At 65.7% G+C, this 26,399-nt stretch carries 24 protein-coding genes; 12 read left to right on the top strand and 12 right to left on the bottom strand.

Annotation, left to right across the window (positions count from 1 at the left end; all coding sequences use genetic code 11):
• Positions 1–2: 2 nt before the first annotated feature.
• Positions 3–2,732, top strand: a complete 2,730-nt coding sequence (locus DFR51_RS16945; protein WP_121053353.1) for a [protein-PII] uridylyltransferase — start codon at positions 3–5, stop codon at positions 2,730–2,732.
• Between the two features lie 322 nt (positions 2,733–3,054).
• Positions 3,055–3,354 carry a hypothetical protein gene (locus DFR51_RS16940; RefSeq protein ID WP_243445537.1) on the top strand — a complete coding sequence of 100 codons (300 nt, stop codon included), beginning with the start codon at positions 3,055–3,057 and terminating at the stop codon, positions 3,352–3,354.
• Here DFR51_RS16940 and DFR51_RS16935 read toward each other — a convergent pair.
• The 3 genes from DFR51_RS16935 to recF all read right to left on the bottom strand — a co-directional run bounded on the left by DFR51_RS16935 (position 3,287) and on the right by recF (position 7,647).
• Positions 3,287–4,084: a universal stress protein gene (locus DFR51_RS16935; protein WP_121053352.1), complete on the bottom strand. Its 798-nt coding sequence runs from the start codon at positions 4,082–4,084 to the stop codon at positions 3,287–3,289. The genes DFR51_RS16940 and DFR51_RS16935 overlap by 68 nt on opposite strands.
• An 88-nt stretch (positions 4,085–4,172) precedes the next feature.
• On the bottom strand, positions 4,173–6,539 hold the full coding sequence (gene gyrB / locus DFR51_RS16930; protein WP_121053351.1) for a DNA topoisomerase (ATP-hydrolyzing) subunit B: 2,367 nt from the start codon (positions 6,537–6,539) through the stop codon (positions 4,173–4,175).
• 7 nt (positions 6,540–6,546) lie between these two features.
• Complete coding sequence (recF, locus tag DFR51_RS16925; RefSeq protein WP_121053350.1) at positions 6,547–7,647, bottom strand: DNA replication/repair protein RecF; 1,101 nt, start codon at positions 7,645–7,647, stop codon at positions 6,547–6,549.
• A gap of 48 nt (positions 7,648–7,695) precedes the next feature.
• On the opposite strand from recF, the gene DFR51_RS16920 reads away from it, so the two are divergent.
• Positions 7,696–8,412: a hypothetical protein gene (locus DFR51_RS16920; RefSeq protein WP_121053349.1), complete on the top strand. Its 717-nt coding sequence runs from the start codon at positions 7,696–7,698 to the stop codon at positions 8,410–8,412.
• Positions 8,413–8,415: 3 nt separating this feature from the next.
• Here DFR51_RS16920 and DFR51_RS16915 read toward each other — a convergent pair whose 3' ends face one another.
• The 8 genes from DFR51_RS16915 to DFR51_RS16880 all read right to left on the bottom strand — a co-directional run bounded on the left by DFR51_RS16915 (position 8,416) and on the right by DFR51_RS16880 (position 16,047).
• A complete protein-coding gene (locus tag DFR51_RS16915) occupies positions 8,416–9,564 on the bottom strand; it encodes an alpha/beta fold hydrolase (protein ID WP_160119077.1) in 1,149 nt (382 codons plus the stop codon).
• A gap of 67 nt (positions 9,565–9,631) precedes the next feature.
• The gene (dnaN, locus tag DFR51_RS16910) at positions 9,632–10,732 is read right to left on the bottom strand and encodes a DNA polymerase III subunit beta (RefSeq protein WP_121053347.1); all 1,101 of its coding nucleotides are present in this window, start codon (positions 10,730–10,732) and stop codon (positions 9,632–9,634) included.
• A 99-nt stretch (positions 10,733–10,831) separates the two neighbouring features.
• Positions 10,832–11,518, bottom strand: a complete 687-nt coding sequence (locus tag DFR51_RS16905) for an ABC transporter ATP-binding protein (protein WP_121053346.1) — start codon at positions 11,516–11,518, stop codon at positions 10,832–10,834.
• Positions 11,515–12,765, bottom strand: a complete 1,251-nt coding sequence (locus tag DFR51_RS16900; RefSeq protein ID WP_243445538.1) for an ABC transporter permease — start codon at positions 12,763–12,765, stop codon at positions 11,515–11,517. Before DFR51_RS16900 ends, DFR51_RS16905 begins: the two co-directional genes overlap by 4 nt.
• A gap of 4 nt (positions 12,766–12,769) precedes the next feature.
• A complete protein-coding gene (locus tag DFR51_RS16895; protein WP_121053345.1) occupies positions 12,770–13,795 on the bottom strand; it encodes an efflux RND transporter periplasmic adaptor subunit in 1,026 nt (341 codons plus the stop codon).
• Between the two features lie 61 nt (positions 13,796–13,856).
• Positions 13,857–14,498, bottom strand: coding sequence for a 3-oxoacid CoA-transferase subunit B (locus DFR51_RS16890; RefSeq protein ID WP_121053344.1), 642 nt, complete (start codon positions 14,496–14,498; stop codon positions 13,857–13,859).
• A complete protein-coding gene (locus tag DFR51_RS16885; protein WP_121053343.1) occupies positions 14,498–15,346 on the bottom strand; it encodes a 5'-nucleotidase, lipoprotein e(P4) family in 849 nt (282 codons plus the stop codon). The genes DFR51_RS16890 and DFR51_RS16885 overlap by 1 nt, the downstream gene beginning before the upstream one ends.
• Positions 15,343–16,047 (bottom strand): CoA transferase subunit A, encoded by a 705-nt coding sequence (locus tag DFR51_RS16880; RefSeq protein ID WP_197723681.1) that lies wholly within the window; start codon positions 16,045–16,047, stop codon positions 15,343–15,345. Before DFR51_RS16880 ends, DFR51_RS16885 begins: the two co-directional genes overlap by 4 nt.
• A gap of 105 nt (positions 16,048–16,152) precedes the next feature.
• Here DFR51_RS16880 and DFR51_RS16875 point away from each other — a divergent pair, with 105 nt between their 5' ends.
• Positions 16,153–16,803 carry a histidine phosphatase family protein gene (locus DFR51_RS16875; RefSeq protein WP_121053341.1) on the top strand — a complete coding sequence of 217 codons (651 nt, stop codon included), beginning with the start codon at positions 16,153–16,155 and terminating at the stop codon, positions 16,801–16,803.
• A 33-nt stretch (positions 16,804–16,836) separates the two neighbouring features.
• Positions 16,837–18,051: a dual-specificity RNA methyltransferase RlmN gene (rlmN, locus tag DFR51_RS16870; protein ID WP_243445539.1), complete on the top strand. Its 1,215-nt coding sequence runs from the start codon at positions 16,837–16,839 to the stop codon at positions 18,049–18,051.
• A 24-nt stretch (positions 18,052–18,075) separates the two neighbouring features.
• Here the strand turns inward: rlmN and DFR51_RS16865 are convergent, their stop codons facing one another.
• Positions 18,076–18,612, bottom strand: coding sequence for a septal ring lytic transglycosylase RlpA family protein (locus DFR51_RS16865; protein WP_243445540.1), 537 nt, complete (start codon positions 18,610–18,612; stop codon positions 18,076–18,078).
• A 66-nt stretch (positions 18,613–18,678) separates the two neighbouring features.
• Here DFR51_RS16865 and DFR51_RS16860 point away from each other — a divergent pair, with 66 nt between their 5' ends.
• The 7 genes from DFR51_RS16860 to DFR51_RS16830 all read left to right on the top strand — a co-directional run bounded on the left by DFR51_RS16860 (position 18,679) and on the right by DFR51_RS16830 (position 26,345).
• Positions 18,679–19,902, top strand: coding sequence for an SAM-dependent methyltransferase (locus tag DFR51_RS16860; protein ID WP_121053340.1), 1,224 nt, complete (start codon positions 18,679–18,681; stop codon positions 19,900–19,902).
• The gene (locus DFR51_RS16855; RefSeq protein ID WP_121053339.1) at positions 19,899–20,639 is read left to right on the top strand and encodes a lysophospholipid acyltransferase family protein; all 741 of its coding nucleotides are present in this window, start codon (positions 19,899–19,901) and stop codon (positions 20,637–20,639) included. The genes DFR51_RS16860 and DFR51_RS16855 overlap by 4 nt, the downstream gene beginning before the upstream one ends.
• Before the next feature lie 130 nt (positions 20,640–20,769).
• Positions 20,770–22,170, top strand: coding sequence for an efflux transporter outer membrane subunit (locus DFR51_RS16850; protein WP_420853256.1), 1,401 nt, complete (start codon positions 20,770–20,772; stop codon positions 22,168–22,170).
• Positions 22,167–23,540 carry an efflux RND transporter periplasmic adaptor subunit gene (locus DFR51_RS16845; protein ID WP_243445541.1) on the top strand — a complete coding sequence of 458 codons (1,374 nt, stop codon included), beginning with the start codon at positions 22,167–22,169 and terminating at the stop codon, positions 23,538–23,540. Before DFR51_RS16850 ends, DFR51_RS16845 begins: the two co-directional genes overlap by 4 nt.
• Positions 23,530–24,234, top strand: coding sequence for an ABC transporter ATP-binding protein (locus DFR51_RS16840; protein ID WP_121053336.1), 705 nt, complete (start codon positions 23,530–23,532; stop codon positions 24,232–24,234). Before DFR51_RS16845 ends, DFR51_RS16840 begins: the two co-directional genes overlap by 11 nt.
• Before the next feature lie 3 nt (positions 24,235–24,237).
• The gene (locus tag DFR51_RS16835; protein WP_121053335.1) at positions 24,238–25,446 is read left to right on the top strand and encodes an ABC transporter permease; all 1,209 of its coding nucleotides are present in this window, start codon (positions 24,238–24,240) and stop codon (positions 25,444–25,446) included.
• Complete coding sequence (locus DFR51_RS16830) at positions 25,443–26,345, top strand: DMT family transporter (protein ID WP_121053334.1); 903 nt, start codon at positions 25,443–25,445, stop codon at positions 26,343–26,345. Before DFR51_RS16835 ends, DFR51_RS16830 begins: the two co-directional genes overlap by 4 nt.
• The last annotated feature ends 54 nt before the right edge of the window (positions 26,346–26,399 follow it).

Raw genomic sequence — 26,399 nt, 5'->3', positions numbered from 1 at the left:
GCATGACCGACCGTTTCCACCGCGTCACCGACCGGCGCGCGATCATTGACCGCCGCGAGGTTGCCGAGGCTCTGGCCGCGATTCCCGCCGACCGCAACGCGGCCGTCGGCGTGCTTCGCGGCGCGCTTGCGGACGCGCGCACCGAACTCAAGCGGCGTCTGGAAGCTGCGCCCTACAAGGGGCTGGAGCTTGCGAACGGCTACGCGTTCCTCACCGATCAACTGGTGCGGCTGGTGTTCGATTTCGCGACGCAGCGCCTGTATCCGGCGAGTAACCCCAGTGCTGCAGAGCGCATCGCCGTGTGCGCCGTCGGCGGCTACGGCCGCGCCGAGATGGCGCCGTTCTCCGACGTCGACATCCTGTTCCTCACCGCGCAGAAATCCACGGGCTGGATTGAGCAGGTCGTTGAGACGATGCTCTACACGCTGTGGGATCTCGGGCTGAAGGTCGGTCACGCCACGCGCTCCATCGCCGATGTCGTGCGCCTCTCGCGCGAGGATGTGACAATCCGCACCGCGATGCTGGAGGCCCGCTACGTGTGGGGCGACGAGGCGCTTTACGACGAGTCGAACGCGCGGTTCCTGAAGGATGTTGTTTCCGGCACCGAACGCGATTTCACGCAGGCGAAACTCGCCGAGCGTGAGGCGCGGCACACGCGCATGGGCGACAGCCGCTATGTCGTCGAGCCCAATATCAAGGAGGGCAAAGGCGGCCTTCGCGATCTCCACACCTTGTTCTGGATCGGCAAATACGTGTTTCGCGTTGAACGCGCGGCGGAGCTAGTCGACAAGGGGCTGCTGACCCCGCGCGAATACCGTCAGTTCAACAAGGCCGAGAATTTCCTGTGGGCCGTGCGCATCAACCTGCACGACATCGCCAAGCGCGCCGAGGAGCGGCTGACGTTCGACATGCAGCGCGAACTTGCCGAGCGGCTCCACTATCAGGACCGCGCCGGCATGTCGGCGGTCGAGCGCTTCATGCGCCATTATTTCCTGATCGCGCGGCAAGTGGGCGACCTCACCGGCCTGTTCCTCTCGCATCTTGAGGAGACGTACGCGGAAAGCCGCATACGCCTGCCGAGCATGCGGCGTGCGCCGCGTAAGCTGAACGGCTTCACCGTGCAGCGCGGCCGCCTTGGTGTGCCGACAGACGATTTCTTCGCGAAAGACCCGGTACGCCTCATCGAAATGTTCGCGCTCGCCGAGAAGCACGAACTCGAAATCCACCCGCAGGCGATGCGCCAGGCGGGCCGCGACGCGAAGCTGATCGATGCGCGCGTCCGTCGCGACCCCCGCGCCAACGCGCTGTTCATGGAGGTGCTCACCAGCCGCCGCGCGCCCGATACGGTGCTGCGCTGGATGAACGAGGCGGGCGTGTTCGGCCGCTTCGTGCCCGATTTCGGCCGTGTCGTCGCGCGGATGCAATACGACATGTACCACCATTATACGGTGGACGAGCATACGATCCGTGCCATCGGCCTGCTTGCGCGCATCGAGAGCGGCGAATTGACGGCGGAGCATCCGACAAGCGCGGTCATCATCCACCAGATTGCCTCGCGCCGGGTGATTTACATGGCGGTGCTGCTGCACGATATCGCCAAGGGGCGCGGCGGGGACCACAGCGTTCTTGGCGCCGATGTCGCGCTCGCGCTCTGCCCGCGCCTCGGTCTCACGCCGGCCGAAACGGAAACCGTTTCGTGGCTGGTCCGCTATCACCTGCTGATGTCGGAAACCGCGACGCGCCGCGACCTTTCAGACTTCAAGACGATCCAGGATTTCGTGGGTGTCGTGCAGGACGTGGAGCGTCTCCGGCTGCTGATGATCCTCACCGTCGTCGATATCCGCGCGGTCGGCCCCGGCCGCTGGACGGAATGGAAGGCGCAGCTTCTGCGCGATCTTTATGTCGCCGCCGAGGAGATGCTGCGCCTTGGCCACCAGCAGCGTGGACGCGCAGAGCGCATCGCGGCGAAGAAAGAAGAATTGAAGGCCGCGCTCGGCTGGAGCGACCGGGTGTTCAACGCGCATGCGAAGCGGTTTTTCGACAGCTACTGGGTCGCCGAGCCCGCCGGTTCGCTGCTCGCGAACGCGCGGCAGATTGCGGAGGCGAAGGACGAGATTTCGGTTTCGATGACCAGCGATGACGCGCTCGGCGCCACGCAGGTTTCGGTCTACGCACCCGATCATCCTGGCCTCTTCTACCGTATCGCGGGCGGCATTACGCTTTGCGGCGCGAATATCGTCGACGCGCGCATCCATACGACGCGCGACGGCATGGCGATCGACAACCTCGTCGTGCAGACGCCCGCGGGCCGAGCGCTCGAGGAAGCACACGCGCTCGAACGGCTGAAGACGACGATCATCGAAGCTGCGTCGGGGCAGGTGAAGCTCGCCGAGCGACTGGCTGCGCGGCCGCTCGCCCGTCACCGTGCCGATGTGTTCAAGGTGGAACCAAACGTGCTCGCCGATAACAAGGCTTCGAACCGCTACACCGTGATCGAAGTGCACGCGCTGGATCGACCGGCGCTGCTCTATGGGATCACCCGCACGCTGTTCGATGCGCGGCTTTCGATCAGCTCGGCGCACATCGCGACCTATGGCGAGCGCGCGGTCGACGTTTTCTACGTGACCGATCTTACCGGCGACAAGATCGAGAACGCGCAGCGCCTGAAAGGCATTACGCGGAAGCTCTTGGCGGTGGCTTCGGGCGACACCGAAGCGAAGGCCGCCGCTTGAAAAAGGACCCGCGCCCCTCGGGGCACGGGTCCAACTCCCCGGGTCAGCGTGGAGTGTCTCCGAATATCCCCGTCCAGCCTGCGATAATCGGAACTGCATCTGGACGCACAAGTGGAACCTGCCGACAGCTTCCCCTCGCGTAAAGGCCTAAGTTGGGGCGAACCGAGCAAACCTGCAACAACTACGCATGGTGAGGCAGTGTTGTTGCCATGCATCGCTGTCGGGTGTTGCCGGAACGCCACGGTTTTTATCACGCCGCCCGCCGGAACCTGCAGGCCGGCCCGTCGCTTGAACCTTCGGGGGCACCCGAAAGGAGCGCTCTGTGCTGGAAGTCGTAAAGTGGATCGCGTCGATCAGCGGTATGGTTGCCGCGCTCGCGGTCGCAGCCGATCTCGGCCGGCGTATCACCGGCTGGGGTTTCGTGCTCTTTCTCCTGTCGAGCGCGGCGTGGATCACCGCAGGGCTGCTGGACGAGGAGGCGGCGCTCTCCACGCAGAACGCCGTGCTCTTCGTCATCAATTTTGTTGGCGTTTACCGCTACCTGATCCGAAAGGTCAGTGCGAAAGCACCAGCGGCAACGCCGCGTCCGCCAGCAGCGAGCGCGTTACGCCGCCGAGGATAAACTCGGCAAACCGCGAGCGCCCGTACGCGCCCATCACCAGATAGCCGGCGCTCACCTCGGCGGCGATGCTGCTCAGCGTGTCCGCCACCGTGCCGCTTTTCGCGCGTGCATGGACTTCGGCCTTGATGCCGTAGCGGGAGAGGTAGGAGGCCGCTTCGCGTGCCGGAATGTGCGTGTCGAAATCCTCTTCGATGCAGGCGATGTGGACGCCTTTCGAGGCGGTCAGCAGGCTCATCGTGTTGCGCACCGCCTGCGCGGCTTCGGGTGATCCGTTCCACGCGATCAGTGCGGCGCCCGACGGATCGAAGCCGATCTGGTCGTCGCGGACGGCCAGCACCGGCGCGCGGACCTTCGTTGCGATCTCCCCGACGATGGGCAGCGCCGCATCGGGATCGGTGAGCTTGCCGGTGGGGCTCAGCACGATAAGGTCGGTGAGCTGGCTGTGCATCATCACCGCGACCGAACCGCTGCCGCGCGAATCGATCCAGTCCCACGGCACGCCTTCGTTCTGAAGCTGCGCTTCGATGCGCGTGCGCGTCGCCTCCATCGTTTCGGCGTAGGCCTCGTAGGCGATCATCGCGCCCGTGAAGGGCTCGCCCGCATAGGCCGCGAACGGCATCGCCTGCAGGCAGGTCAGGTGGCCGCTGTAATAGCGCGCCGTGTCGAGCGCGGCCTGCAGCCGTGCGTTCTGTCCCGCATCCTCATGGATATGAACGAGAATCGATTTCATTTTCCGCTCTCCCACTATTCACCCGAACGAGTGATACCACCGGCAACGCAAGCGACATTGCGGCAGATCAAGAAGGAGAGCGAGCCGCCTAAACGTCCAGATTGGCGACGTTGAGTGCGTTCTCCTGAATGAATTCACGGCGCGGCTCCACCACGTCGCCCATCAGCCGCGTGAAGATGTCGTCGGCAAGGTCGGCCTGCGCGATCTCCACCTTCAGCATCGATCGCACGGCCGGATCGAGCGTCGTTTCCCAGAGCTGCTCGGCGTTCATCTCCCCGAGCCCCTTGTAGCGCTGGATTGCAAGCCCCTTGCGACCGATCTCGAAAATCGCCTCCAGCAGCGCAGAGGGGCGCGTCACCTGCCGCTCGCCGAGGCGGATCGGCGTGCGGTAGGCGGCGGCTTCGCCTGCGAGCAGCTGGTTGATCTTGCGGGCCTCCGCCGAAACGATGAATGCGCGGTCGATCGCGTAATGATCGGTCACGCCGCGGAAGGTGCGGGCAAGCTTGTAGCCGCCGTCGACATGCTCGGCGCTCCACTGGGCATCGTCGTGGCCATTCAGCCACACGGCGACGTCCGCTGCGGCATCGCGCTCCGGATTGAGCCCGCCGGAGATCGCCAGCGCCTCGACAATGCGGGAATCGTAGCGCCCCGGCACATAGGCCATCAGCGCGCGGAGCTTGCGCGCCTGCTCGACCAGACCGCGAAGGTCCTCACCCGTGCGCGGGCCGTCGGCCGTCTCGGCGACGAGCCCGTCGAGGCCGGTGCGGATCAGATAGTCGTCGAGCGCCGCCTGGTCCTTCAGGTACACTTCGGAGCGGCCGCGGCTCACCTTGTAGAGAGGCGGCTGCGCAATGTAGACGTGACCGGCCTCGATGAGCTCGCGCATCTGCCGATAGAGGAAGGTGAGGAGCAGCGTACGGATGTGTGCGCCGTCCACGTCGGCGTCGGTCATGATGACGATCTTGTGGTAGCGCAGCTTCGAAATATCGAAGTCGTCCCGTCCGATGCCGGTGCCGAACGCCTGGATGAGCGTGCCGATCTCGCGCGACGCCAGCATCCGGTCAAAGCGCGCGCGCTCGACGTTCAAAATCTTGCCGCGAAGCGGCAGGATCGCCTGGAAATGCCGGTCTCGCCCCTGCTTTGCAGAGCCGCCTGCCGAATCGCCCTCGACGAGGAACAGCTCGGACTTCGCCGGGTCCTTCTCCTGGCAGTCGGCGAGCTTGCCGGGCAGCGAGGAAATCTGCAGCACATTCTTGCGGCTCGCCTCACGCGCTTTCCGCGCGGCCTCGCGCGCAACTGCGGCCGAAACGATCTTCTCGACGACGGTGCGGGCCGGGCCGGGGTTCTCCTCCAGCCACTCTGCGAGCTTCTCGCCCATCAGCGATTCAATCGGCTGCCGCACCTCGGAGGAGACGAGCTTGTCCTTGGTCTGCGACGAGAACTTGGGATCGGGCACCTTCACCGAAACGATCGCGGTCAGCCCCTCGCGCATGTCCTCGCCCGTCGGTGACACCTTCTCCTTTTTCAGGATGCCCGAACTTTCGGCGTAGTTGTTGAGCGTACGCGTCAGCGCGCTGCGGAACGCGGCGAGATGGGTGCCGCCGTCGCGCTGCGGGATATTGTTGGTGAAGGGCAGGACCTGCTCATAATAGCTGTCGTTCCACTCCAGCGCGACATCGATGGAGATGCCGTCGCGTTCGCCCTGCATCAGGATCGGCTCGGGGATCAGCGGCGTCTTGGTGCGGTCGAGATACTTCACGAAGGCCGCGACACCGCCTTCGTAGAACATCTCGATCGACTTCGGCTCGGTGTGGCGGGCGTCGGTCAGCACCACCTTCACGCCGGAATTCAGGAACGCCAGCTCGCGGTAGCGATGCTCCAGCTTTTCGAAATCGAACTCGATGACCTTGAAGGTTTCCTCGGAGGCGAAGAACGTAACGTGCGTTCCTTTGCGGCCGTTGGCGTCGCCGACGACCTTCAGCGGCGCGACGGCATCGCCGCGCTCGAAGCGCATGTAGTGTTCCTTGCCGTTGCGGAAGATGCGCAGGTCGAGCCAGTCTGAAAGCGCGTTCACGACCGAAACGCCCACGCCGTGCAGGCCGCCCGAGACCTTGTAGCTGTTCTGGTCGAACTTGCCGCCCGCGTGGAGCTGGGTCATGATGACCTCGGCGGCGGAAACGCCCTCGCTCGGGTGAATGTCGGTGGGGATGCCGCGCCCGTTGTCCGTCACCGTCACGGATCCGTCGGCGTTCAGCGTGATCGTCACCGTGTCGCAGTGGCCCGCGAGTGCCTCGTCGATGGCGTTGTCCGAAACCTCGAACACCATGTGATGCAGGCCCGAACCGTCTTCGGTATCGCCGATGTACATGCCCGGCCGCTTGCGCACGGCGTCGAGCCCCTTCAGGACCTTGATCGAATCGGCGCCGTATTCGCCGGAAGACGCGTTGCTGCTCATGATTTCCTTAAAGTCTGCTCAGGCGACCGTTTGACACTTCTATATAGGTAGCGTGCGCACCGATTGCACGGAAAAGTGACGCATCGGTGCCCGTCATCCACACCTGCATCGCATCGGCCTCCAGCATGCTGAAAAGCGCCGCGCGCCGCGTCTCGTCGAGGTGTGCGGCGACCTCGTCGAGCAGCAGCACGGGACGCCGCCCGGTGCGAGCGGCGACAACGCGGGCATGTGCGAGGACAAGGCCCAGAAGCAGCGCTTTCTGCTCGCCCGTGGAGGCGCGCGCAGCGGGCTGATCCTTGGCGAGATGCGTGACGGCAAGGTCGCTGCGGTGAGGCCCCACGATGGTCCGCCCCGCCGCCATGTCTGCGCGGCGGGACGCCGCGAGAGCAGAGGCCAGCGCGTCGGCGCTCCATGTCTCGCCTTCCAGCGTCAGGGCGCTCTTGGGGAAGGAGCCCTCGCTTGAAGCCGCAATCTCCTCACCAAGCGCATCGATCGCCATGCGCCGCGCGGCATCCACGGCCGCACCGTGCTCGGCCATCTGCTTTTCGAGCGAGGCGAGCCAGTCCGTATCGGGCGCGCGTTCGCCGCCGAGCAGCTTGTTGCGCGATTGCATCGCGGCATCATAGCGCTGCGTGTGGCCGGCGTGCTGCGGCACCAGCGCCAGCGTCAGCCGGTCGAGGAAACGTCGGCGTCCGCCCGCGCTTTCCAGGAACAGCCGGTCCATCGCCGGTGTCAGCCACAGCACGGAAAGCCATTCGGAAAGCGCGTTCGCCGCCGCGCTCGCGCCGTTCACGCGCACCAGCCGCCGCCCCGGCGCCTCGACCTGCGTGCCCGTGCCGATCTCCACGGGCGCATCCGCGCCGCAGCCGAGCGTCGCGGAGACGGCGAAGCCGCCGCTGCCGCCGATACGCGCCATTTCAGGAAGCCCCGCACGCCGAAGGCCGCGCCCGGGTGCGAGCAGCGAGATGGCTTCGAGAAGATTGGTTTTCCCCGCCCCATTGTCCCCGGTCAGTACGACCGCGCCTGGCCCGGCGGTGATGTCCGCGAGCGCATAGCTGCGGAAATCCGTCAGGCGCAGCCGGTCTATGGTGCGGGGCTGTGTCGGCATGGCGGCCCCGTCTATCGCGTGCTAGTCTTGGGCGAAAGGGAGACGTCCATGATCCGTGCCGCTGCGTTTGCCGTCGCCATGTTGTTTTCGTCCACCGCGCTTGCCGACCAGACGGTCGTCTACAAGGGGCAGGATGGGAAAAATCTGACATTGGAGATTGCCGATAGCGGCATCGTGCATATCACCGGGCCGGTGCCGGGGCAGACCGGGCTGGTTCAGGATGGCGAGCTTTTCCTGATCGATACGGCGCAGGAAAAGCCCCGCGTCACGCGGCTTACCGATGTCGCCGCCGTGTTCGGGGAGGTTATCGGGCCGATGTTCGGCGCGCTCTTCGATGCCGCGGCGAAGGCCGATCCGAAGCCCGCGCAGCCGCTCGTTATCGAGGCGGCGGGCACGACGACCGTCGCGGGCTTCACGGGCGATGCCTATCGCATCAAGGGCATCGACAAGATGAACCCGGAGACCGCCATCGAATGGGTGGCGACGCGCGATCCGGCGCTCGCGCCCGCGGGCAAGGCGATGCTGCAGTTCATGGAAGCGACAATGGTGATGGCTGCACCGATGATCGGCGAAGTCGCCGCGAGCATGATCGGTGACATGCGTCAGGCCTTCACGCTCGGCACGCCGCTCAAGGCCGGCACGCGGTTCGAGCTTGCGAGCGTGAAGGACGGTGCGATCGACCCTGCGCGCTTCCAGCTTCCAGCCGCGCCGATGAGCCGTGCCGACCTTCTGAAAGAAGTGAAGGCGGGCGCGCCCGCCAAATAAAGGTCAGCCGCGGGCTTTGCAGGCCGGTGTCGCGGTCACCGCTCCGTCTGCCGCGAACGGACGGACCTCGAGCAGTGCGCCAAGCACGCGTCCCGGCTCTTCCGTCACCATGAAGTGCGCGGAATTCTCGATGAAGATCATTCGCGTCTGCGGCGAACACAGCTCCGCAGCAAGCCGGGCCGCTGCGGCCGCGGGTGTCTGCAGGTCGTGACGGCCCGAAACGAAAATCATCGGCACATCGAAATCGCGACCCAGTGTCTCGCGGAAGTCCCAGTCCGCCACGGAGGCCATCAGCGGATCGAGGGCAAGGTCCGTATCGGTGTTCAGCATGCGCCACATGGCGCGGAGCGACAGCGTGGGCGAAGCAAACGCCGTCGCGAGCATCCGGCTGGCGATGTCTCCCGCGCCGGCGCTGTTGTACCAGGACCCGCGCGCAGCGGAGAGGTGCTTCTGTATTTTCGCCGTCCACGCCGAAAAGGCCTCGGTATCGTGGGCGTCGGGCGCCGGACCTGCATCGGCCATGGCCCTCGCAAGTGCGGCGTTGCCCGTGGTGCGGCCGATCTCGGCAAGCGCCGCGCGCGTTTCCTCCATGTTGCGTTTCCAGCCCGTCAGCTGTCCGAAGCCGACGTACGCATAGAGCAGGTCGGGCCGGCGTTTCGCGACCTCGGCGCCCAGCACCGTGCCCCAGCTATGGCCAAGAAGGATCACTTTCTGTTGGCCGGTGCGGCGGCGCAGATGCTCGATAAGCGCGATGGCGTCGTCGACGAGTTGGGTCTTGGTTATGGTGCCGCGCAGGGCCTCGCCATCGATGGCGGATCGACCAAAGCCCCTTTGGTCCCACTGCACGACGGTGAAATAATCCTCCCACGGTCGCTGGAAGCTATAGGCAAGATCGCTCGTCGTTCCGCCCGGCCCGCCGTGAAGATAGACGAGGATCGGCTGTCGGCGATCCTGTCCGCGGATCGTCACCCACTGGCGCGCGCCGCCCAGCCGCACATATCCAGCCTCTTCTATTCCGCGGGGTGAAACGATGCGTGCGTCGGCAGAATTGGCGCTTTGCAGGAACGCTCGTATGCCGAGCGCCGTGCCGATGGCGACGGCAAGCAGCAGCACCGGCAGCAAGACAAGGTAACGCAGCACAAACCGCAGCACTTTCCGCTTCCGCGATACGGAAGTTTGCGGGGCTACGGTCACGTCCGGTGGGGATGGCATCCACGCGTCAGACGCGCATCGGCATCAACACATAGAGCGCGGGCGAGGACTGGCCTTCACGAATCAGCGTCGGCGCGGCGGCGTCGGCGAGATGAATCTCGATCTCGTCGGTCTCGATCTCGCTGAGGATGTCCAGCAGGTAGCGCGCGTTGAAGCCCACATCGAGGCTCTCCGATGCGTAATCCGCGGGCACTTCCTCAGCGGCGGTGCCGGTTTCCGGGCTCGTCACCGACAGCACGATGCGGTCGCGGTCGATGCTCATCTTCACCGCGCGCGTCTTCTCGGTGGCGATCGCCGCCACGCGGTCGACGCCCTCGGCGAGCGATTTCGTGTCCACCTTCAGCAGCCGGTCGTTCTTCGTGGGGATGACCCGCGAATAATCGGGGAAGGTGCCGTCGATAAGCTTCGAGGTGAGCACCGCCGTGCCTGCGCGGAAGCGGATCTTGGTGGAGGAGAGCGAAACCTCGATCTCGCCCGTCACCTCGTCGAGGAGCTTGCGCACCTCGGCGACGCATTTCCGCGGCACGATGATGTCGGGCATTCCATCCGAACCCGCAGGCGCGTCGAGCGCGACACGCGCCAGGCGGTGGCCGTCGGTCGCGACCGCGTAGAGCTTGCCCTCAACCACGTGCATGAAGATGCCGTTGAGGTAATAGCGTGTCTCTTCGGTCGAAATCGCGAAGCGCGTCTTGTCGATGATCTGCTTCAGCGTTTCGGCGGGAAGCTGGAACTTCGTCGGCAGGTCGCTTTCGGCGATCATCGGGAAGTCGTCGCGCGGCAGCGTCGCGAGGTTGAAGCGCGCGCGGCCTGCCGCGATCGACATCTTGTCGCCCGAAACCGCGATTTCGACCTGGCTGCCCTCGGGCAGCTTTCGCACGATGTCGAACAGCGTGTGCGCCGAAACCGTCGTCGCACCCGCCGTTTCCACCTGCGCGGCGATCGAATCGACGACCTGCAGGTCGAGGTCCGTCGCCATCAGCTTGAGGCCGCCGTTCTCAACCTCGATAAGGACGTTCGACAGGATCGGGATCGTGTTGCGACGCTCCACCACCGACTGGACGTGACCAAGGCATTTGAGCAGCGTCGCCCGCTCGACCGTCGCCTTCATGCGTTTCCCTTCAAACCCCCGATTGTGAGCGCGAGACTATAGCGCCTGATTCAACCTTCGGTAGGGGGAATCCGGGGCCAAATGCAAGCCCCCGCGACCTCAATCGATGCGTTCCACGCGCCCGTCGAGCATGTGGATGCGCCGGTGTGCCGAGGCGGCAACGTCGGGGTCGTGTGTCACGCAGACGATGGTGCGGCCTTCCTTGGCGGCAAGGTCGTGGAAGATTTCGATGACACGCTTGGAATTCAGGCTGTCGAGGTTGCCGGTGGGTTCGTCACCAAGGAGGAGGGCAGGGTCGTTGGCGAGCGCGCGGGCGATGGCGACGCGCTGGCGCTGTCCGCCGGACATCTTGTCGGGGGTCTTGTGTTCCTGCCCCTCAAGCCCCATCGCGGCCAGCAGCTTGCGTCCGCGCGCGTCCGCCTCCCGCTCGCCGAGGCGCCCTAGTCGCCGCATGGGCAGCGTCACGTTTTCCAGCGCAGTGAACTCCGGCAGCAGGAAGTGGAACTGGAACACGAAACCAAAGCGCGCCAGCCGCAGATTCGCGCGTGTGTTGCCGTCGGTGCCGGTCGTGTCCTCGCCGTCGAACAGCAGGCGGCCTTCCGTCGGTCGATCGAGCAGCCCGAGCAGGTAGAGCAGCGAGGACTTCCCGCACCCCGAAGGGCCGATCACCGCAACGAACTCGCCGCGGTTGATCTCGAACGACACGTCGCGGATCAGCGTGACCGGCGGCTCGACCGAGAGCACGCGTGTCAGCCCCTCGGCGCGGAGCAGCGGCGTGCCCGTCATACCGCACCCCGCAGGATATCGACCGGATCGACCTGTGCGGCCTTCCGCGCGGGTAGCCACGCTGCGATGATTGCGGAAAACAGGCTGGCGCCCGCTGAGATCGCGTACTGGAAGAACGAGCGGTCGAGCGGCATCGTCTCGGTCGAGCCCTGGATGTTGAATTCGACGCTACCGAGAATCTGCATCAGCGCGAAGCCGAGGCCCCAGCCCGCAAGCACGCCGATACAGGCGAGCGTGAAGCCCTCCATCACGAACACGGCCTGAAGGTCGCCTGAGGAAAAGCCCATTGAGCGCATGATCGCGATGTCGCGGCGCTTGTCGGCCACGCTTGTCGAAACGACCGTGTAGATGCCGAACGAGGCGACGAGCAGGATCGCCGAGATCACCGTGTACATGATGACGTTGCGCGTCACGAGCAGGCTGAGGAAATCGGCCGAACGCTCCTGCCAGCTTTCCGCCTTGTAGCCGTAGCGCGCCTCCAGTCGTTTCGCGATGTCTTCGGCCGCATAGGGGTCGTCGAGCCGGATTCCGATGCGGTTGATCACGAACGGCTGGCTTGTCAGCGACTGCGCCTCGCGTAGCAGCACATAGCCGGATGAACCGCCGAACTGGCCGCGCCCGCGTTCGAATAGGCCGACGATCTTCAGCGTCCGCGTCACCCCGCGCGCCGAGGTTGCGGCCATGATGTCGCCCATGCGTACGCCGAGCCGGCTCGCCATTTCCTCGCCGATGATGACCCCGCCCTGAGTGGTTTCAAGGTTCCGAAGCCGGCCTTCCTTCAGATATTGCTCGACGTCCGACACCTGCGCCTCGATGCCCGGCTCGACGCCGACGATGGCGAGCGCCTCCTCGCGGCCGCCGACGCGCAGCGTCACAGCGCCCGACAGCGAAGGTGACGCCACGGCGTCGGATCGCGCGCCGATCGTGCGCATGATGCCCTGCCAGTCCTTGATGCCGCGGACTTCGTTCCGCGTCTTGTAATGCCGCACCTCGACAGCGGCATTTGGGAAGGCACGCACGGCGGGCTGCGGCGTGGGGCTGCGGATCTCATCGGAAATGATGATGTGCGGCGCCGCGTCGATCAGCGTTTTCACGAAGTCGTTCTGGCTGCCGATCATCAGCGCCGAGACGGCGAGGAAGAAACCAACGCCGATGCCGACGCCAGCGATGGCAACCAGCGTCTGCCGCTTGCGCTTGGAAATGTGGCGGAGCGCGATCCCGAGCAGCAGGGAAAAGCGGCGCAGCACCGGCTCAGCGCGGCCCGGCGGTCTTCTTGGTGGCGCTCGCCTCGCTGCTCACGCGCGCACCGTCGCTCAGCCCCTCCGGCGGGTTCACGATCACGACGTCACCTGGGGCGAGACCTTCCGTCACTTCGGTGCGGTCGGTACCGACGATGCCGGTTTTCACGGGTGTGCGTTTCGCGCGCCCGTCCGCAAGGCGCCAGACCTGGCCGTCCTCGACCGCGCCGTCGGGCACGAGCAGCGCGCCTTCCTTCTCGCGGGTAACGATATTGACTTCGAGCGTCAGCCCGACGGGCAGAGGTTCGTTTGAAAGCGGCTCCAGTCGCACGCGGAATGATCGCTGATCCGGGTCGCCGCCCGGCGTGATCTCGCGCACGCGCGCCGGGAAAATGCGCCCCGCATAGGCATCGCTCGACATCAGCGCCTGCTGGCCGACGCGGATGCGCGGAATATCGCGCTCGTCGACGGTGGCGGTGATCTTGATGCGGGCCGGGTCGCCGATCACGAAGAGTGTCCGGCTCGGGCTCGCAAGGTCGCCCGGCTCGGCATCGCGGCGCAGCACGATGCCGTTCACGCCCGCGCGGAGTGCGTAGTTTTCAAGCCGCTCGCGCGCGGCCTTCTCGGCGGCGCGGGCGGCATCGCGGTTCGCGACCACGTTGTCGCGGGCGGCTTTCGATGCGAAGCCGCGATCGACGAGCGTGAGCGTGCGCCGCGCTTCGGCTTCCATGCCCCGCGTCACCGCGGCGAGCCTGGCGATCTCGGCATTCAGATCGGCGATGTCGAGTGTGGCGAGCAGCGTGCCGCGCGTCACGCGGTCGCCTTCCTTCACGCGGATATCGACGACGGGGGCCGTGACCCGCGCAGCGATCTCGACGGGTTCTTCGACCTCGACGAAGCCGGTCGCGTAGACGACCTCCACGGCCTTGCCGCGCGTAACCCCGGCGGTTTCCACCGGCGTCGGGCGGAGCGTGCGATAAGCGAAGGCCGTGGCGACGAGCGCCACCAGCAGTCCAAGAAAGATCCAGCGCGCGCGCATGTGCGTTAGCTAGGCCGAAAAACCTTGCGTCGCAACGACGTGGATCAAAATGCCGTTGGCCTTACAGCGCGACTTCGTAGTGCGCTTCCGTCTTGGCCGCGACCTCCTCCAGCGTCACGTCCGGCGCGAGCTCGATCAGGCGGAACGGCTGGCCCTTCGCCGGGCGTTCGAACACGCCGAGGTCGGAGATCACCACGTCAACGACGCCTTGGCCGGTCAGCGGCAGTGTGCACGCCTTCAGGAACTTCGATACGCCCGCCTTGTTGGTGTGGTCCATGAGCACGATGATGCGCTTCACGCCGGCGACAAGGTCCATCGCGCCGCCCATGCCCTTCACCATCTTGCCGGGGATCATCCAGTTGGCGAGATCACCGTTTTCCGCGACTTCCATCGCGCCGAGGATGGAAAGGTCGATGTGACCGCCGCGGATCATCGCGAAGCTGTCGGCGGAGCTGAAATAGCTCGTGCGGCGCAACTCGGTGATCGTCTGCTTGCCCGCGTTGATGAGATCGGCGTCGACCTCGTCTTCGGTCGGGAACGGCCCCATGCCGAGCATTCCGTTCTCGCTCTGCAGCGTGATGTCGATGCCGGGTTCCACATGGTTCGCGACCAATGTGGGCATACCGATGCCGAGGTTCACGTAGAAGCCGTCTTTCAGTTCCTTCGCGGCGCGCGCCGCCATGCCGTCGCGGTTCCAGGGCATTAGTGGTTTCCTTTGTACGTCCAGCGTTGGTCGGGCGCGACGACCTCGTCGCGGTTCATCGGCGGGTTGTTCCAGCCGCCGTAAAGGGGATTGGGAAGCACGAACCAGTCGGCGCCCCAGTGCGCGCCATAGCGCGCGACGGCGATCTCCCGCCGCTCCGCCATCGGGCGCTTGCCTGCGGGGCCATTGTCGATGCTATCGGTGAAGTCGCCGTTCTGGTCGCCGACGAGTGCGAGCACGCAGAAGCGCTTGACGATCTCGGCGCGGCGTCCGTCCTTGCCTGATTTGCCGTCGACATCGCCCTTCAGGAACAATGTCTCGCCGTGCACCGCCGGGCCGAGGCCCGTGTGCGCGAGCGCCGCTTCGGTGTGCTTCGCGTTTTCCGCGCTGCGGTTGGTGTTGAACACCGGCGTTACGCCCATCGCGCGAAGCGCATCGAGCGCGGCCTTCGCGCCGGGGATCGCCACTGTCTGCGCGGGGCCCTCGCGCTCCCACGCGGCCCAGCTTTTTTCGTCGAACGGCGCATCGCCGCGCGCCTCATAATAGGCGTGGCCGACGTTCCAGATCAGCGTTTCGTCCACGTCAAACACGGCGGCGGGACGCTGTGCGGTCTCCGCCGTGCAGGGCAGCGGCGTTCCGTCCGAACCCAGGATTGCGGAGGGCATGCCGGCGGCCGCCGGCAAGCGAGCTTCAACGGATTGTACCAGTGCGCGGTAAGTCTGCGTGGCGATCGCGCCGGCTTCCACCGAACCCAGCGTCCACGCGAGCGGCTGCGTCGTGCGCGGCACGCCCGTTGCCGCGCAGCCATGCAGCGCTGCCATCAGGCAGACCGCTGCGATACGTTTCACGCCGCCTGCCTCACGGTGCGCTGTTCGATGCGCTTTTCGTAATTCTTTCCGACGAACAGCCGCTGCACGAAAATGCCCGGCGTGTGGATGTGGTCGGGGTCGAGCTCGCCGGGGCCGACAAGCTCTTCCACCTCGGCAACCGTCACCTTGCCTGCGGTCGCCATCATCGGGTTGAAGTTGCGCGCGGTCTTGCGGAACACGAGGTTGCCGTAGGGGTCCGCCTTCCACGCCTTCACGATGGAAACGTCCGCGACGAGGCCGGTTTCGAGAATATAGGTCTCGCCGCCGAACTCCTTGTGCTCCTTGCCCTCCGCAACGAGCGTGCCGACGCCCGTCTTGGTGTAGAAGCCCGGGATGCCCGCCCCGCCCGCGCGAATGCGCTCGGCAAGCGTCCCTTGCGGGTTGAATTCGAGCTGCAGCTCGCCCGAAAGATACTGGCGCTCGAACTCCTTGTTCTCACCCACGTAGGAGGAGATCATCTTGGCGACCTGGTGTGTCTTCAGCAGCAGGCCGAGCCCGAAATCGTCGACGCCGGCGTTGTTGGAGATGAATGTGAGGCCCTTCGTGCCCGAATCGCGCAGCGCCGCGATCAGGTTTTCCGGAATGCCGCACAGGCCGAAGCCGCCGGACATCACCGTCATTCCGTCGAAAAGCAGGCCATCAAGGGCGCTCACCGCGTCGTCGTAAAGCTTGTTCGCCAAGGGGCATCTCCCGCGCTGCAGCAAAGAATGTCGCCCTGCTAGCGCACGCGCTTCGCTTAGGAAAGAGTAGGTTTTCTGTAAAAATCTTTGCATAAGCGCGGCGCCATGACCCTCACGACCCCCACGCTCTACCTCGCCCGCCACGCCGAAACCGTGTTCAATGCCGCTGCGCGGATGCAGGGGCACATGGGTCACACGCCGCTCACCCGCAACGGTATCCGTCAGGCGGAAGACATGGGCCGCGCGCTGCGCAATCTGCTTGGCCCCAAGCCCGATATCGATCTCTGGGCGTCGCGCTCGGGGCGCACGATGCAGACGGCGGCGATCATCGCCGAGCATCTGGAGCGCGATTTTTTCGATATCCACGCCGACGATCGACTGCTCGAGATCGACGTGGGGGACTGGGAAGGGCGCAGCTATCAGGAGATCGTCGCCGAATCCGGGCCGATCGTTTGCCCGGACCGCCGCGTGTTCCTCAGGAAGCCGCCGAACGGCGAATGGTATCCGGATATCGCACGGCGCCTTGCAAGCTGGATCGCGGACCTAGATCCTGCACGCCCCGCGCTCGTCATCAGCCACGGCGTCACCGCCCGCGTCCTGCGCGGCGCGCTTGTCGGCGGCACGCCGTTCGAGCCCGGCTGCGTGCCGCTCGCACAGGACGCGCCGCAAGGCACGGTGTTCCGTATCGAAGCCGGTCGTGAGGAGCCGATCCATGTCGGTCACGGCAGCGTCGACGGGAAATCGAAGGGCTTCTAGGCAAAACGCCCGAAAAGCCTTACATGGCGCGCCATGCCGACTGCAGCCATGACGATTCCCGGCGGGGCCGATCCCGTCCCCGTGCCGCGCGCACCCACTGCGCGTGAGGACGGACGTGTCGATCTCGTCGGCCTGAACAAGGCCGAAATGGCAGCGGCGCTGGTCGCGGCGGGCGTTCCCGAAAAGCAGGCCAAGCTACGCGCCAAGCAGGTGTGGCACTGGATCTACCACCGCGGCCTGACCGATTTTGCGGGCATGACTGACATCGCGAAGGAGACGCGCGCGCTTCTCGCCGAGCGCTTCGTCGTCGGCCGCCCGGAAGTGACGCTGCAGCAGGTCTCGACCGACGGCACGCGCAAATGGCTGCTGAAGACTGACGACGGCAACGAATACGAGATGGTGTTCATTCCGGATGCGGACCGGGGCACGCTCTGCGTGTCGAGCCAGGTCGGCTGCACTCTCAACTGCCGTTTCTGTCACACCGGCACGATGAAGCTTGTGCGCAACCTCACGGCGGGCGAAATCGTCGGGCAGGTCATGCTCGCGCGCGACACGCTCGGCGAATGGCCGCAGCCGGGCGAGGATCTGACCGGCGAAGCGCGCATGCTCTCCAATATCGTGATGATGGGGATGGGCGAGCCGCTTTATAATTTCGATAATGTTTCCAAGGGCCTCGGCATCGTCATGGACGAAACGGGCCTCGCGCTCAGCCGCCGCCGCATCACGCTTTCGACAAGCGGCGTCGTGCCCATGATGGCGCGCGCGGGCGCCGAGATCGGCGTCAATCTCGCCGTCTCGCTCCATGCCGTGACGAAGGACGTGCGCGACGAGATCGTGCCGATCAATCGCAAGTACGGCATCGAGGAACTGCTCAAGGCCTGCGCCGCGTATCCCGGCGCCAACAACGCCCGCCGCATCACGTTCGAGTACGTGATGTTGAAGGACAAGAACGATTCGGACGCGGATGCGCACGAACTCGTGCGGCTGATCCGCAAGTACAAGCTGCCCGCGAAGGTGAACCTCATCCCCTTCAACCCTTGGCCGGGCGTGGCTTATGAATGCAGCGACGACGACCGCATCGCGCGCTTTTCCGACATCATCTTCAAGGCGGGCATCTCGGCGCCGGTGCGCACGCCGCGCGGGCGCGACATCATGGCAGCCTGCGGCCAGCTGAAAAGCGAAAGCGAGAAGTTGTCCCGCGCGGAGCTTGATCGGATCGCAGCGGAAAAGCAGGCCGCGCTCGGCTGATACAACCAGCGGCGCGTAAAAAAGTCAGGCGGTGGGAAGCAGTTCCAGCGTCACGTCGGTGAGGCCGGCATTCAGCATGCCGAGCTCGCGGGCGGCGGCTTTGGAAACGTCGATCACGCGGCTGCCGGTGAAGGGGCCGCGGTCGTTGACGCGTACGGTCACGCTGCGGCCGGTCTTTTCGCAGGTCACCTTCACCAGGCTGCCCATCGGCAGGGTGCGGTGCGCGGCGGTCAATGCGTCTTGGTCGAAGATTTCGCCGCTTGCGGTGCGGCGGCCGTCGAACTTGTCTGCGTAATAGCTAGCGCGACCGGAGCCGAGCAGCTGCAGTTCCGCTTCGCTCGCGAAAACCGCGTCTTCGGCGTCAAGGGTTGCGGAAAGTTCGTCTGAGAGTGGGGCAGGTGCGGAAGCTTCGGCAAAGGCGCACAGCGCAAGCGCCGTGGCTGCCGCCGCTGCCGCGCGGATCCAACGTCCGCGAATCTGAATGAGATCGGCCCCAATCACGAGTGTGTCCCTGACGACTTCGCTTCGTCGCATCCACTCGCCTGCGATGAAGCGTTTCAAACCCGCGTTCCGGCGAGAGGGTTAACGGGGATTTGCATGGCCCAAGTTCTTGATTAGGGTCGCGCCATGCTGCTGCTGGATCGTATGCTGAAGCGTCTTGTTCGCGACGGCGAGCTCACAGTCACCACCTCGGATCGGCGTGTCCGCCGCTACGGCAGGCCGCATCCCGCGTTGGCGCCGGTATCCCTGCATTTCACGGATGCGCGCACGCCGCTGCGCATCGCGATGAACCCGGCGATCGGCGCTGGCGAAGCCTTCATGGACGGGCGGCTTCAGTTTACCCAAGGCGGCATTTCAGAGCTTCTCGACCTCGTGGCGATGAACGCGCGCTGGTCGGATGACAATAATATCCGCAGCGAAACCCGCCGCACGCAGAGCATCGGCGCTTATCTCTATCAGCTGAACTACCGCCGCGCCGCGAAGCGCAACGTCGCGCACCACTACGACCTTTCGGACCGTCTGTACGACCTCTTCCTCGATGCGGACCGGCAATACAGCTGCGCCTACTACCGCTCGGACGACACGACGCTCGAACAGGCGCAGGTCGACAAGAAGGCGCACATCGCCGCGAAACTGGCGCTGAAGCCGGGGCAGAAGGTGCTCGACATCGGCTGCGGCTGGGGCGGCATGGCGCTCTATTTGAACCGGGTCGCCGATGTGGATGTGCTCGGCGTCACGCTGTCGGAAGAACAGCTCAAGGTCGCCCGTCGCCGCGCTGAGGAGGCCGGCGTCAAAGACCGCGTGCGTTTCGAACTGATCGATTACCGCGATGTGGAGGGCCCGTTCGATCGGATCGTGTCCGTCGGCATGTTCGAACACGTGGGCCTGCCGAACTATCGCACGTTCTTCCGCCGCGTGCGCGAGCTGCTTACTGTGGACGGCGTCGCGCTGCTCCACACGATCGGCCGTTCGGACGGGCCGGGAGCGACCGACGCATTCACCGCGAAATATATCTTCCCCGGCGGTTACTCGCCCGCGCTTTCAGAGATCGTGCCCGCCATCGAGCGTGAGATGCTCTGGGTCACTGATGTTGAGGTGCTGCGCGTCCACTACGGCAAAACGCTGGACGAATGGCTGCGCCGTACGGAGGCCGCGAAGGCGGAGATCATCCAGCTTTACGACGAGCGGTTCTACCGCATGTGGACGTTTTACCTCGCCGCCGCGCGCGGTGCTTTTCGGCACGACGGTCACGTCAATTTCCAGATCCAGCTCACGCGCCGCCGCGATTCGCTGCCGATCACGCGCGATTACATGGTCGAGGCCGAAGCGCGCTATCGCATGGCGCCATGACAGACCGTCCTTTCGGGCGAACGCGCGCGGCCCTTGGTCTTGCCGGGGCCGCCATGCTGGTGCCGCCCTGGCTCCTGATGAGCCCGAAGAGCATCCCTGCAAAGGCGCTCGAACGCCGCTTCCACCGTACGATCGCTGCAGGTTTCGGCCTGCGCCCGCAGGTTCTGGGAACGCCGGGTATGGCCGGCACGATGTTTGTCGCCAATCACATCAGCTGGGCGGATATCATCAGCGTCGGGGCGGTGGTGGATACGGATTTCGTCGCGAAGGCGGATGTCGCGGCCTATCCCGGCATCGGCGCGCTCGCCGGGCGCACCGGCACGATCTTCGTGGAGCGTGAACGGCGCTCGCAGGCGGGTAGCCAGATGGAGGCGATCCGGCAGCGGCTTATCGCCGGGCGGCGCGTGCTGATGTTCCCGGAAGGCACGACTTCCGACGGGCGCGGGCTGCTGCCGTTTCGCAGCAGCCTGTTCGCCGCTGCGGACGCCGCCCTCGCCGTGCAGCCCGTCACCATCCGCTACACCGCGCCCGGCGGCGGCCCGCTCGATCCGGCGGCGCTCGATGCGATCGCGTGGATCGGAGACGAGGACATGCTGCCGAACGCACTCGCGCTCGCGCGCCAGCGTGCGGGTGTCATCCTGCATTTCCACGAGCCGGTAAAGCCTGCCGCGTTCGACACGCGCAAGGCGCTCGCCGAGCATTGCCGCGACGTCATGCTGCGTCATTACGTTCCGTGAGGGTCGCGGAAGGACGTTTTGCAAAAAATTCTTCAACATATTCATGCGCGCTGCAGGGAATAGCCTGTACGTGGCACGTATGGCGTTTGTGGCGATGGGCCGTGGCCGCTGAATTCGAAACAAGGTGCGCGTGAAGAAGCTGTTTCCCCTCATCTCCGGGCTTGCGCTTGCCGCGTGTGCTGCCGGACCGGACTATCGCGCTCCCGCGCCCGCGGCGCTTGCCGTGCCTGCGGCATGGAGCGACGGCAGTGCCGCCCCCGAAGCCGATGCCGCGCTCGCAGAATGGTGGCGCGTCTATAACGATCCGGTGCTCGACGGGCTGGTCGCCCGCGCCGTGGAAAGCAATCTCGATATCGCGCAGGCGGTGTCGCGGCTGCGGCAGGCGCGCGAATCCCTTCGGCAGTCGCAGGCGGATTTCCTGCCGTCGGTCAGCGCGTCGGGTAGCGGCGGACGCAATTTCCGCGAAGGCGCGGCCGATAACAGCAGCTATTCGCTCGGCGCCGACGCGTCGTGGGAGATCGACCTGTTCGGCGGCACACGCCGCGCCGTGGAGGCCTCGCGCGCCGATCTCGCCGCCGCGGGTTACAGCCTTGCGAACGTGCGCGCGGCGATCATTGCCGAAACCGTCAGCAACTACGTCACCGCGCGGCTCGCGCAGGAGCGTCTCCGCATCGCGCGCGACACGCTGAAAACGGTCGAGGACAATTACGATATCGCGCGCTGGCGCGTGCAGGCCGGGCTCGTCTCGTCGCTCGATGCGGAGCAGGCGCGCGCGCAGCTTGCGCAGAACCGCGCATCGATCCCGTCGATCGAGCAGAGCCTCGCGGGCGCGCTCAATCGTATCGCGGTGCTGACGGGCGATGCGCCGGGCGCGGCGACGCGCGCGCTGGAAACCGCGGCGCCGATTCCGGCTGCGCCCGATGCGATCACGGCGGGCATTCCCGCCGATACGCTGCGCCAGCGGCCCGATGTACGGCAGGCCGAACGCGTACTCGCGGCTGCGACGGCGCGCATCGGTGTCGCGGAGTCGGCGCTTTACCCGTCGCTCCGCATCAGCGGCAATGTGGGCACCAGCGCGCTTTCGCTTGGCAGCCTCGGGGACGTCATTACCGGCGGCCTGTTCGCTTCGATCGGGCAGCTGATTTTCGATGGCGGCGCAACGGCATCGCGTGTCCGCGCGCAGAAAGCGGCGGCGGAAGGCGCGTTCGCGTCCTACAAGGCATCGGTGCTCGGCGCGCTCGAAGATGTGGAGAACGCGCTCGTCGCGCTCCGCGCCGCGCGCGAACGGCAGGTCCAGTTCACCGAAGCCTATGACGCGGCGAACACCAGCGCCATTCTGGCGCGCAGCCAGTATCAGGCAGGCCTCACCGATTTCCGGACGCTGCTCAGCGCCGAACAGTCGCTGCTGTCGGCGCGGCAGGGCCTCGCCGACGCGGACGCCGACGAAGTGTTCGCGGCGGCGCAGCTTTACAGCGCGCTCGGCGGCGGATGGCAGACAATGAACCCGATTGACGGATGGCAGCCCGAATGAACGACACCAACACCCAGACGCTCGATGATTTCCTCGGCGCGCAGCCGGAAAAGCCGTGGCGGAAGTGGGCGATCTATGCGGCCGTCGCCGCGGCGCTGATCCTGTTCGTCATTGTCGTGCGCAGCTTCCTCTCCGACGATGCGCCGCAATACGACACGCGCCCCGTTGAGCGCGGCGACCTTACCGTCACCGTCTCGGCGACGGGCAATCTGAAGCCGATCAATCAGGTCGATGTCGGTTCCGAACAGTCGGGTCTCATCACCAAGGTGTTCGTCGACGTGAATGACCGCGTCACGCGCGGCCAGCAGCTTGCCGAGCTTGATCCTTCGCGGCTCCAGGATACGGTCACCCAGTCGCGCGCGCAGGTTGCATCCGCCGAAGCGAGCGTCGCGCAGGCGAAGGCGAGCGCCGCGCTCGCGAAGGCGACGCTCGATCGGCAGGAGGAGGTCTTCCGCCTTTCGGGTGGCCGCGTCCCGTCGAAGACCGAGCTGGACACGGCGCGCGCGAGCCACAGTCAGGCCGTCGCCAGCCTGCGCGCGGCAGAAGCGCAGGTGCTGGTCGCGAAGGCTCAGCTCTCGTCGTCGCAGACCAATCTTTCCAAGGCACGCATCGTTTCCCCGGTCACGGGCGTCGTGCTCTCGCGCGATATCGAGCCCGGTCAGACGGTGGCCGCCTCGTTCAACGCGCCGGTGCTGTTCACCATCGCCGAAGATCTGAAGCAGATGGAGGTCGAGGTCTCGGTGGACGAGGCGGACGTCGGCCAGGTGAAAGACGGCCAAAGCGCGAACTTCAGCGTGGATGCCTTCCCCGGCCGCAGCTTTCCCGCGAAGGTCACGCGCGTCAACGTCGGCTCGAACGCCAGTTCGAGCAGCAGCAGCAGTTCGTCCGCGTCGTCGAGCAGCACGGCAGCCGTCGTCGCCTACACGGCGGTCTTGAACGTCGACAACCGCGACGAGACGCTTCGCCCGGGCATGACAGCGACGGCGGATATCGTCGCGAGCCGCGTGGAAAACGTGCTGCTGGTGCCGAATGCCGCACTTCGCTTCAACCCGGCGACACAGGCGGGGGCGTCGCGGGGCGGCGGGATCACCGGCCAGCTTGTCATGCGCCCGCGGCGCGGCGGCAATGCGCAGAAGTCGGTGGGCTTCGGCGCGGGCAGCACGCAAACGGTGTATGTCGTCGGCGCGGAGGGTGAGCCAAAGGCCGTGGAAGTCGTCGTCGGCGACAGCGACGGTACCAACACCGCGATCCTGAGCGGCGACATCAAGGAAGGCATGAAGGTCATCGTCGGCCAGCTCGTCGCCGGGCAGGAAGCGCCGCCCGCGCGCGGTAATCGGCGTTCGGCGGAAAAGGCCGGCAATGGGCGATGATCCGATCATCCGCCTGCGCGGCATCTCCAAGACCTACGGTACCGGCGCGACGGCGTTTCAGGCGCTGAAAGGTGTCGATCTCGATATCGCGCGCGGGGATTTCGTCGCGGTGATGGGGCCGTCGGGGTCCGGCAAGTCGACGGCGATGAACATCCTCGGCTGCCTCGATGTGCCGACGAGCGGCGAATACCTCTTTCACGGCCACCATGTCGAAACGCTGGACCGCGATCAGCGCGCGCTGCTCCGTCGCCGCTATCTCGGCTTCGTGTTCCAGGGTTTCAATCTCCTGTCGCGCACCACCGCGCTCGAAAACGTCGAGCTGCCGCTGCTCTACCGCGGAGAGGACCGGCGCGCGCGCTACCAACGCGGCATGGCGGCGCTCGACAAGGTCGGCCTCAAGCCGTGGTGGGACCACACACCAGCAGAGCTTTCGGGGGGGCAGCAGCAACGCGTCGCGATCGCGCGCGCCATCGTCACGAGCCCCGACGTGCTTCTTGCCGACGAACCGACCGGCAACCTCGATACCGAGCGCTCGTTCGAAATCATGGAGCTGCTCACCGATTTGAACCGGACCGGCATCACGGTACTCATGGTCACGCACGAGCCCGACATGGCGGCGTACGCACGTACCATCGTGCATTTCCGCGACGGTCTCGTCGAGCGTATCGAAAACACCGGCAGGGCGGGGGTGTAACCGATGCTCGGCACCACGATCACGCTCGCCTTCCGCGCCATCATGCGCCACAAGCTGCGCTCGTTCCTCACCACGCTCGGCATCATCATCGGCGTCGCCGCCGTCGTCACCATGACGACGCTCGGCAACGGCGCGACGGCTGCCGTGCGCGAACAGATCGCCAGTCTCGGCGCGAACATCCTGCAGCTCCGCCCCGGACAGGGCTTCGGTCGTGGCGGTGGCGGTCCGCGCCCACCCAGTTTCAAACCCGAGGATGTGACAGCGATCGCCAATCAGCTCACCGGCGTGCGCGCCGTTGCTCCGATGGCGCAGTCGTCGGGCACGGCGATCTACGAAGGCAATAACTGGAGCACGACCGTCAACGGCACCTCGGCGTCTTATTTCGAGGCGCAACAATGGCCGCTTGCGGGCGGCCGCCTGTTCATGCCGGAGGAGGAGCAGGCGGGAAAGCCGGTCTGCATCATTGGGAATACGCTGAAAAACAACCTGTTCCGGCAGGTGGATCCGCTGGGCAAACGCTTCCGCATCAGGGGCGTCTCCTGTCAGGTCATCGGGGTGCTTGGATCACGCGGGCAGGGCGGTTTCGGCCAGGATCAGGACGATGTCGTGGTCATGCCGATCAAGTTCGTGCAGCGGCGCTTCACGGGCGACCGCGACATCGGCCAGATCATGGTCGCGGTGGACGATGCCTATGATACGCAGACCGTGCAGGCCTCGCTCGAAGACCTGATGCGCGAACGCCGCAAGATCAAGCCGGGCGATGCCGACAATTTCAACGTCTTCGATACGAAGCAGATATCGGACACACTGACCGGCACCACCACGATCCTCACGCAGATCGTCGGCGCGGTCGCTGCGATTTCGCTGCTCGTCGGCGGCATCGGCATCATGAACATCATGCTGGTGTCGGTCACGGAGCGCACGCGCGAGATCGGTATCCGCCTCGCGATCGGCGCGGTGGCGCGCGAGGTGCTGCTGCAATTCCTTGTCGAAGCCGTGGTACTGTCTTGCCTCGGAGGGCTCATCGGCCTCGTCATCGCGCTGTTCGCGTCGCTCGCGATCGCGCCCTTGATGCAGGTGCCCTTCATTTTCGATCTGAAGATCAATATGCTCGCCTTCATGTTCTCGGCGGCAATCGGCGTGGTCTTCGGCTATTTCCCGGCACGGCGTGCGGCGTCGCTCAACCCCATCGACGCGCTCCGCCACGAATGACACCCGCCCGTAGCGCAGAGCTTCGGGCTTACGCGATGCTCGTGCTTGTCATGCTGTTCTGGTCGGGAAACGCCATCGTCGGGCGCGCGGTGCGGGGCGATGTCCTGCCGTTCACACTGGCCTTCGGGCGCTGGCTCGGCGCGTTTCTCGTCCTCGCGCCGTTTGCGCTGCGCCATGTCGCGGCAGATAGGGAGGTGCTGCTGCGGCATTGGCGCCCTGTGCTGTTCCTCGGGCTCGTCGGGGTCAGTGCGTTCAACGCGTTCATGTATTCGGGGCTGCGATACACGACCGCGACCAACGGCCTCCTTTTGCAGGCCGCGATTCCGGCTCTCGTGCTGATCATCGATGCGCTTGCCTTCCGCGTGCGCGCACCGGCGTGGCAGATCGTGGGCGTCGTGCTTTCGATTCTCGGCGTCGGCGTCGTGCTGTTCCCGGATTTCGCTTCGGTGCTCCGCCTTCACTTCGGGCGCGGCGACGCGCTCGTCCTCGTCGGGGTGGTCGCGTGGGCGATCTACACCAGCCTTTTGCGGCTTCGCCCCGATGTGCACGCCCTGTCGTTTCTCGCCGTCACCTTCGCCATCGGGGTCGCGGCGATGCTGCCGCTCGCGATGCTCGAATGGCGGCACGCGCCGGCCATCGATTGGCGGCCGGAGATCGTCGGCGCGTTCATGTATGTCGCGCTGTTTCCCTCGCTCGCCGCCTATTTCCTGTTCAACGCGGCGGTGGGCATGATCGGGGCCGCGAAGGCAGGCCAGTCGATCACGCTGATGCCCGTGTTCGGTGCGCTGCTTGCGGCGGCGCTCCTCGGCGAACCGCTTGGTCCGCGTTATTTCGCGGGCATGGCGCTTATCCTCTGCGGTATCGGCGTTTCGGTGTTCCTGGTGCGGAAACCGGCCTGAAGAGCATCATCAATTGCCCTCTGCCACGGCATTGCCTTATTGCGGCATCATAGG

Source organism: Sphingosinicella microcystinivorans (genome assembly GCF_003634215.1).
Taxonomy (GTDB): Bacteria; Pseudomonadota; Alphaproteobacteria; order Sphingomonadales; family Sphingomonadaceae; genus Sphingosinicella; species Sphingosinicella microcystinivorans.
This window is presented reverse-complemented; position numbering and strand designations above follow the sequence as displayed.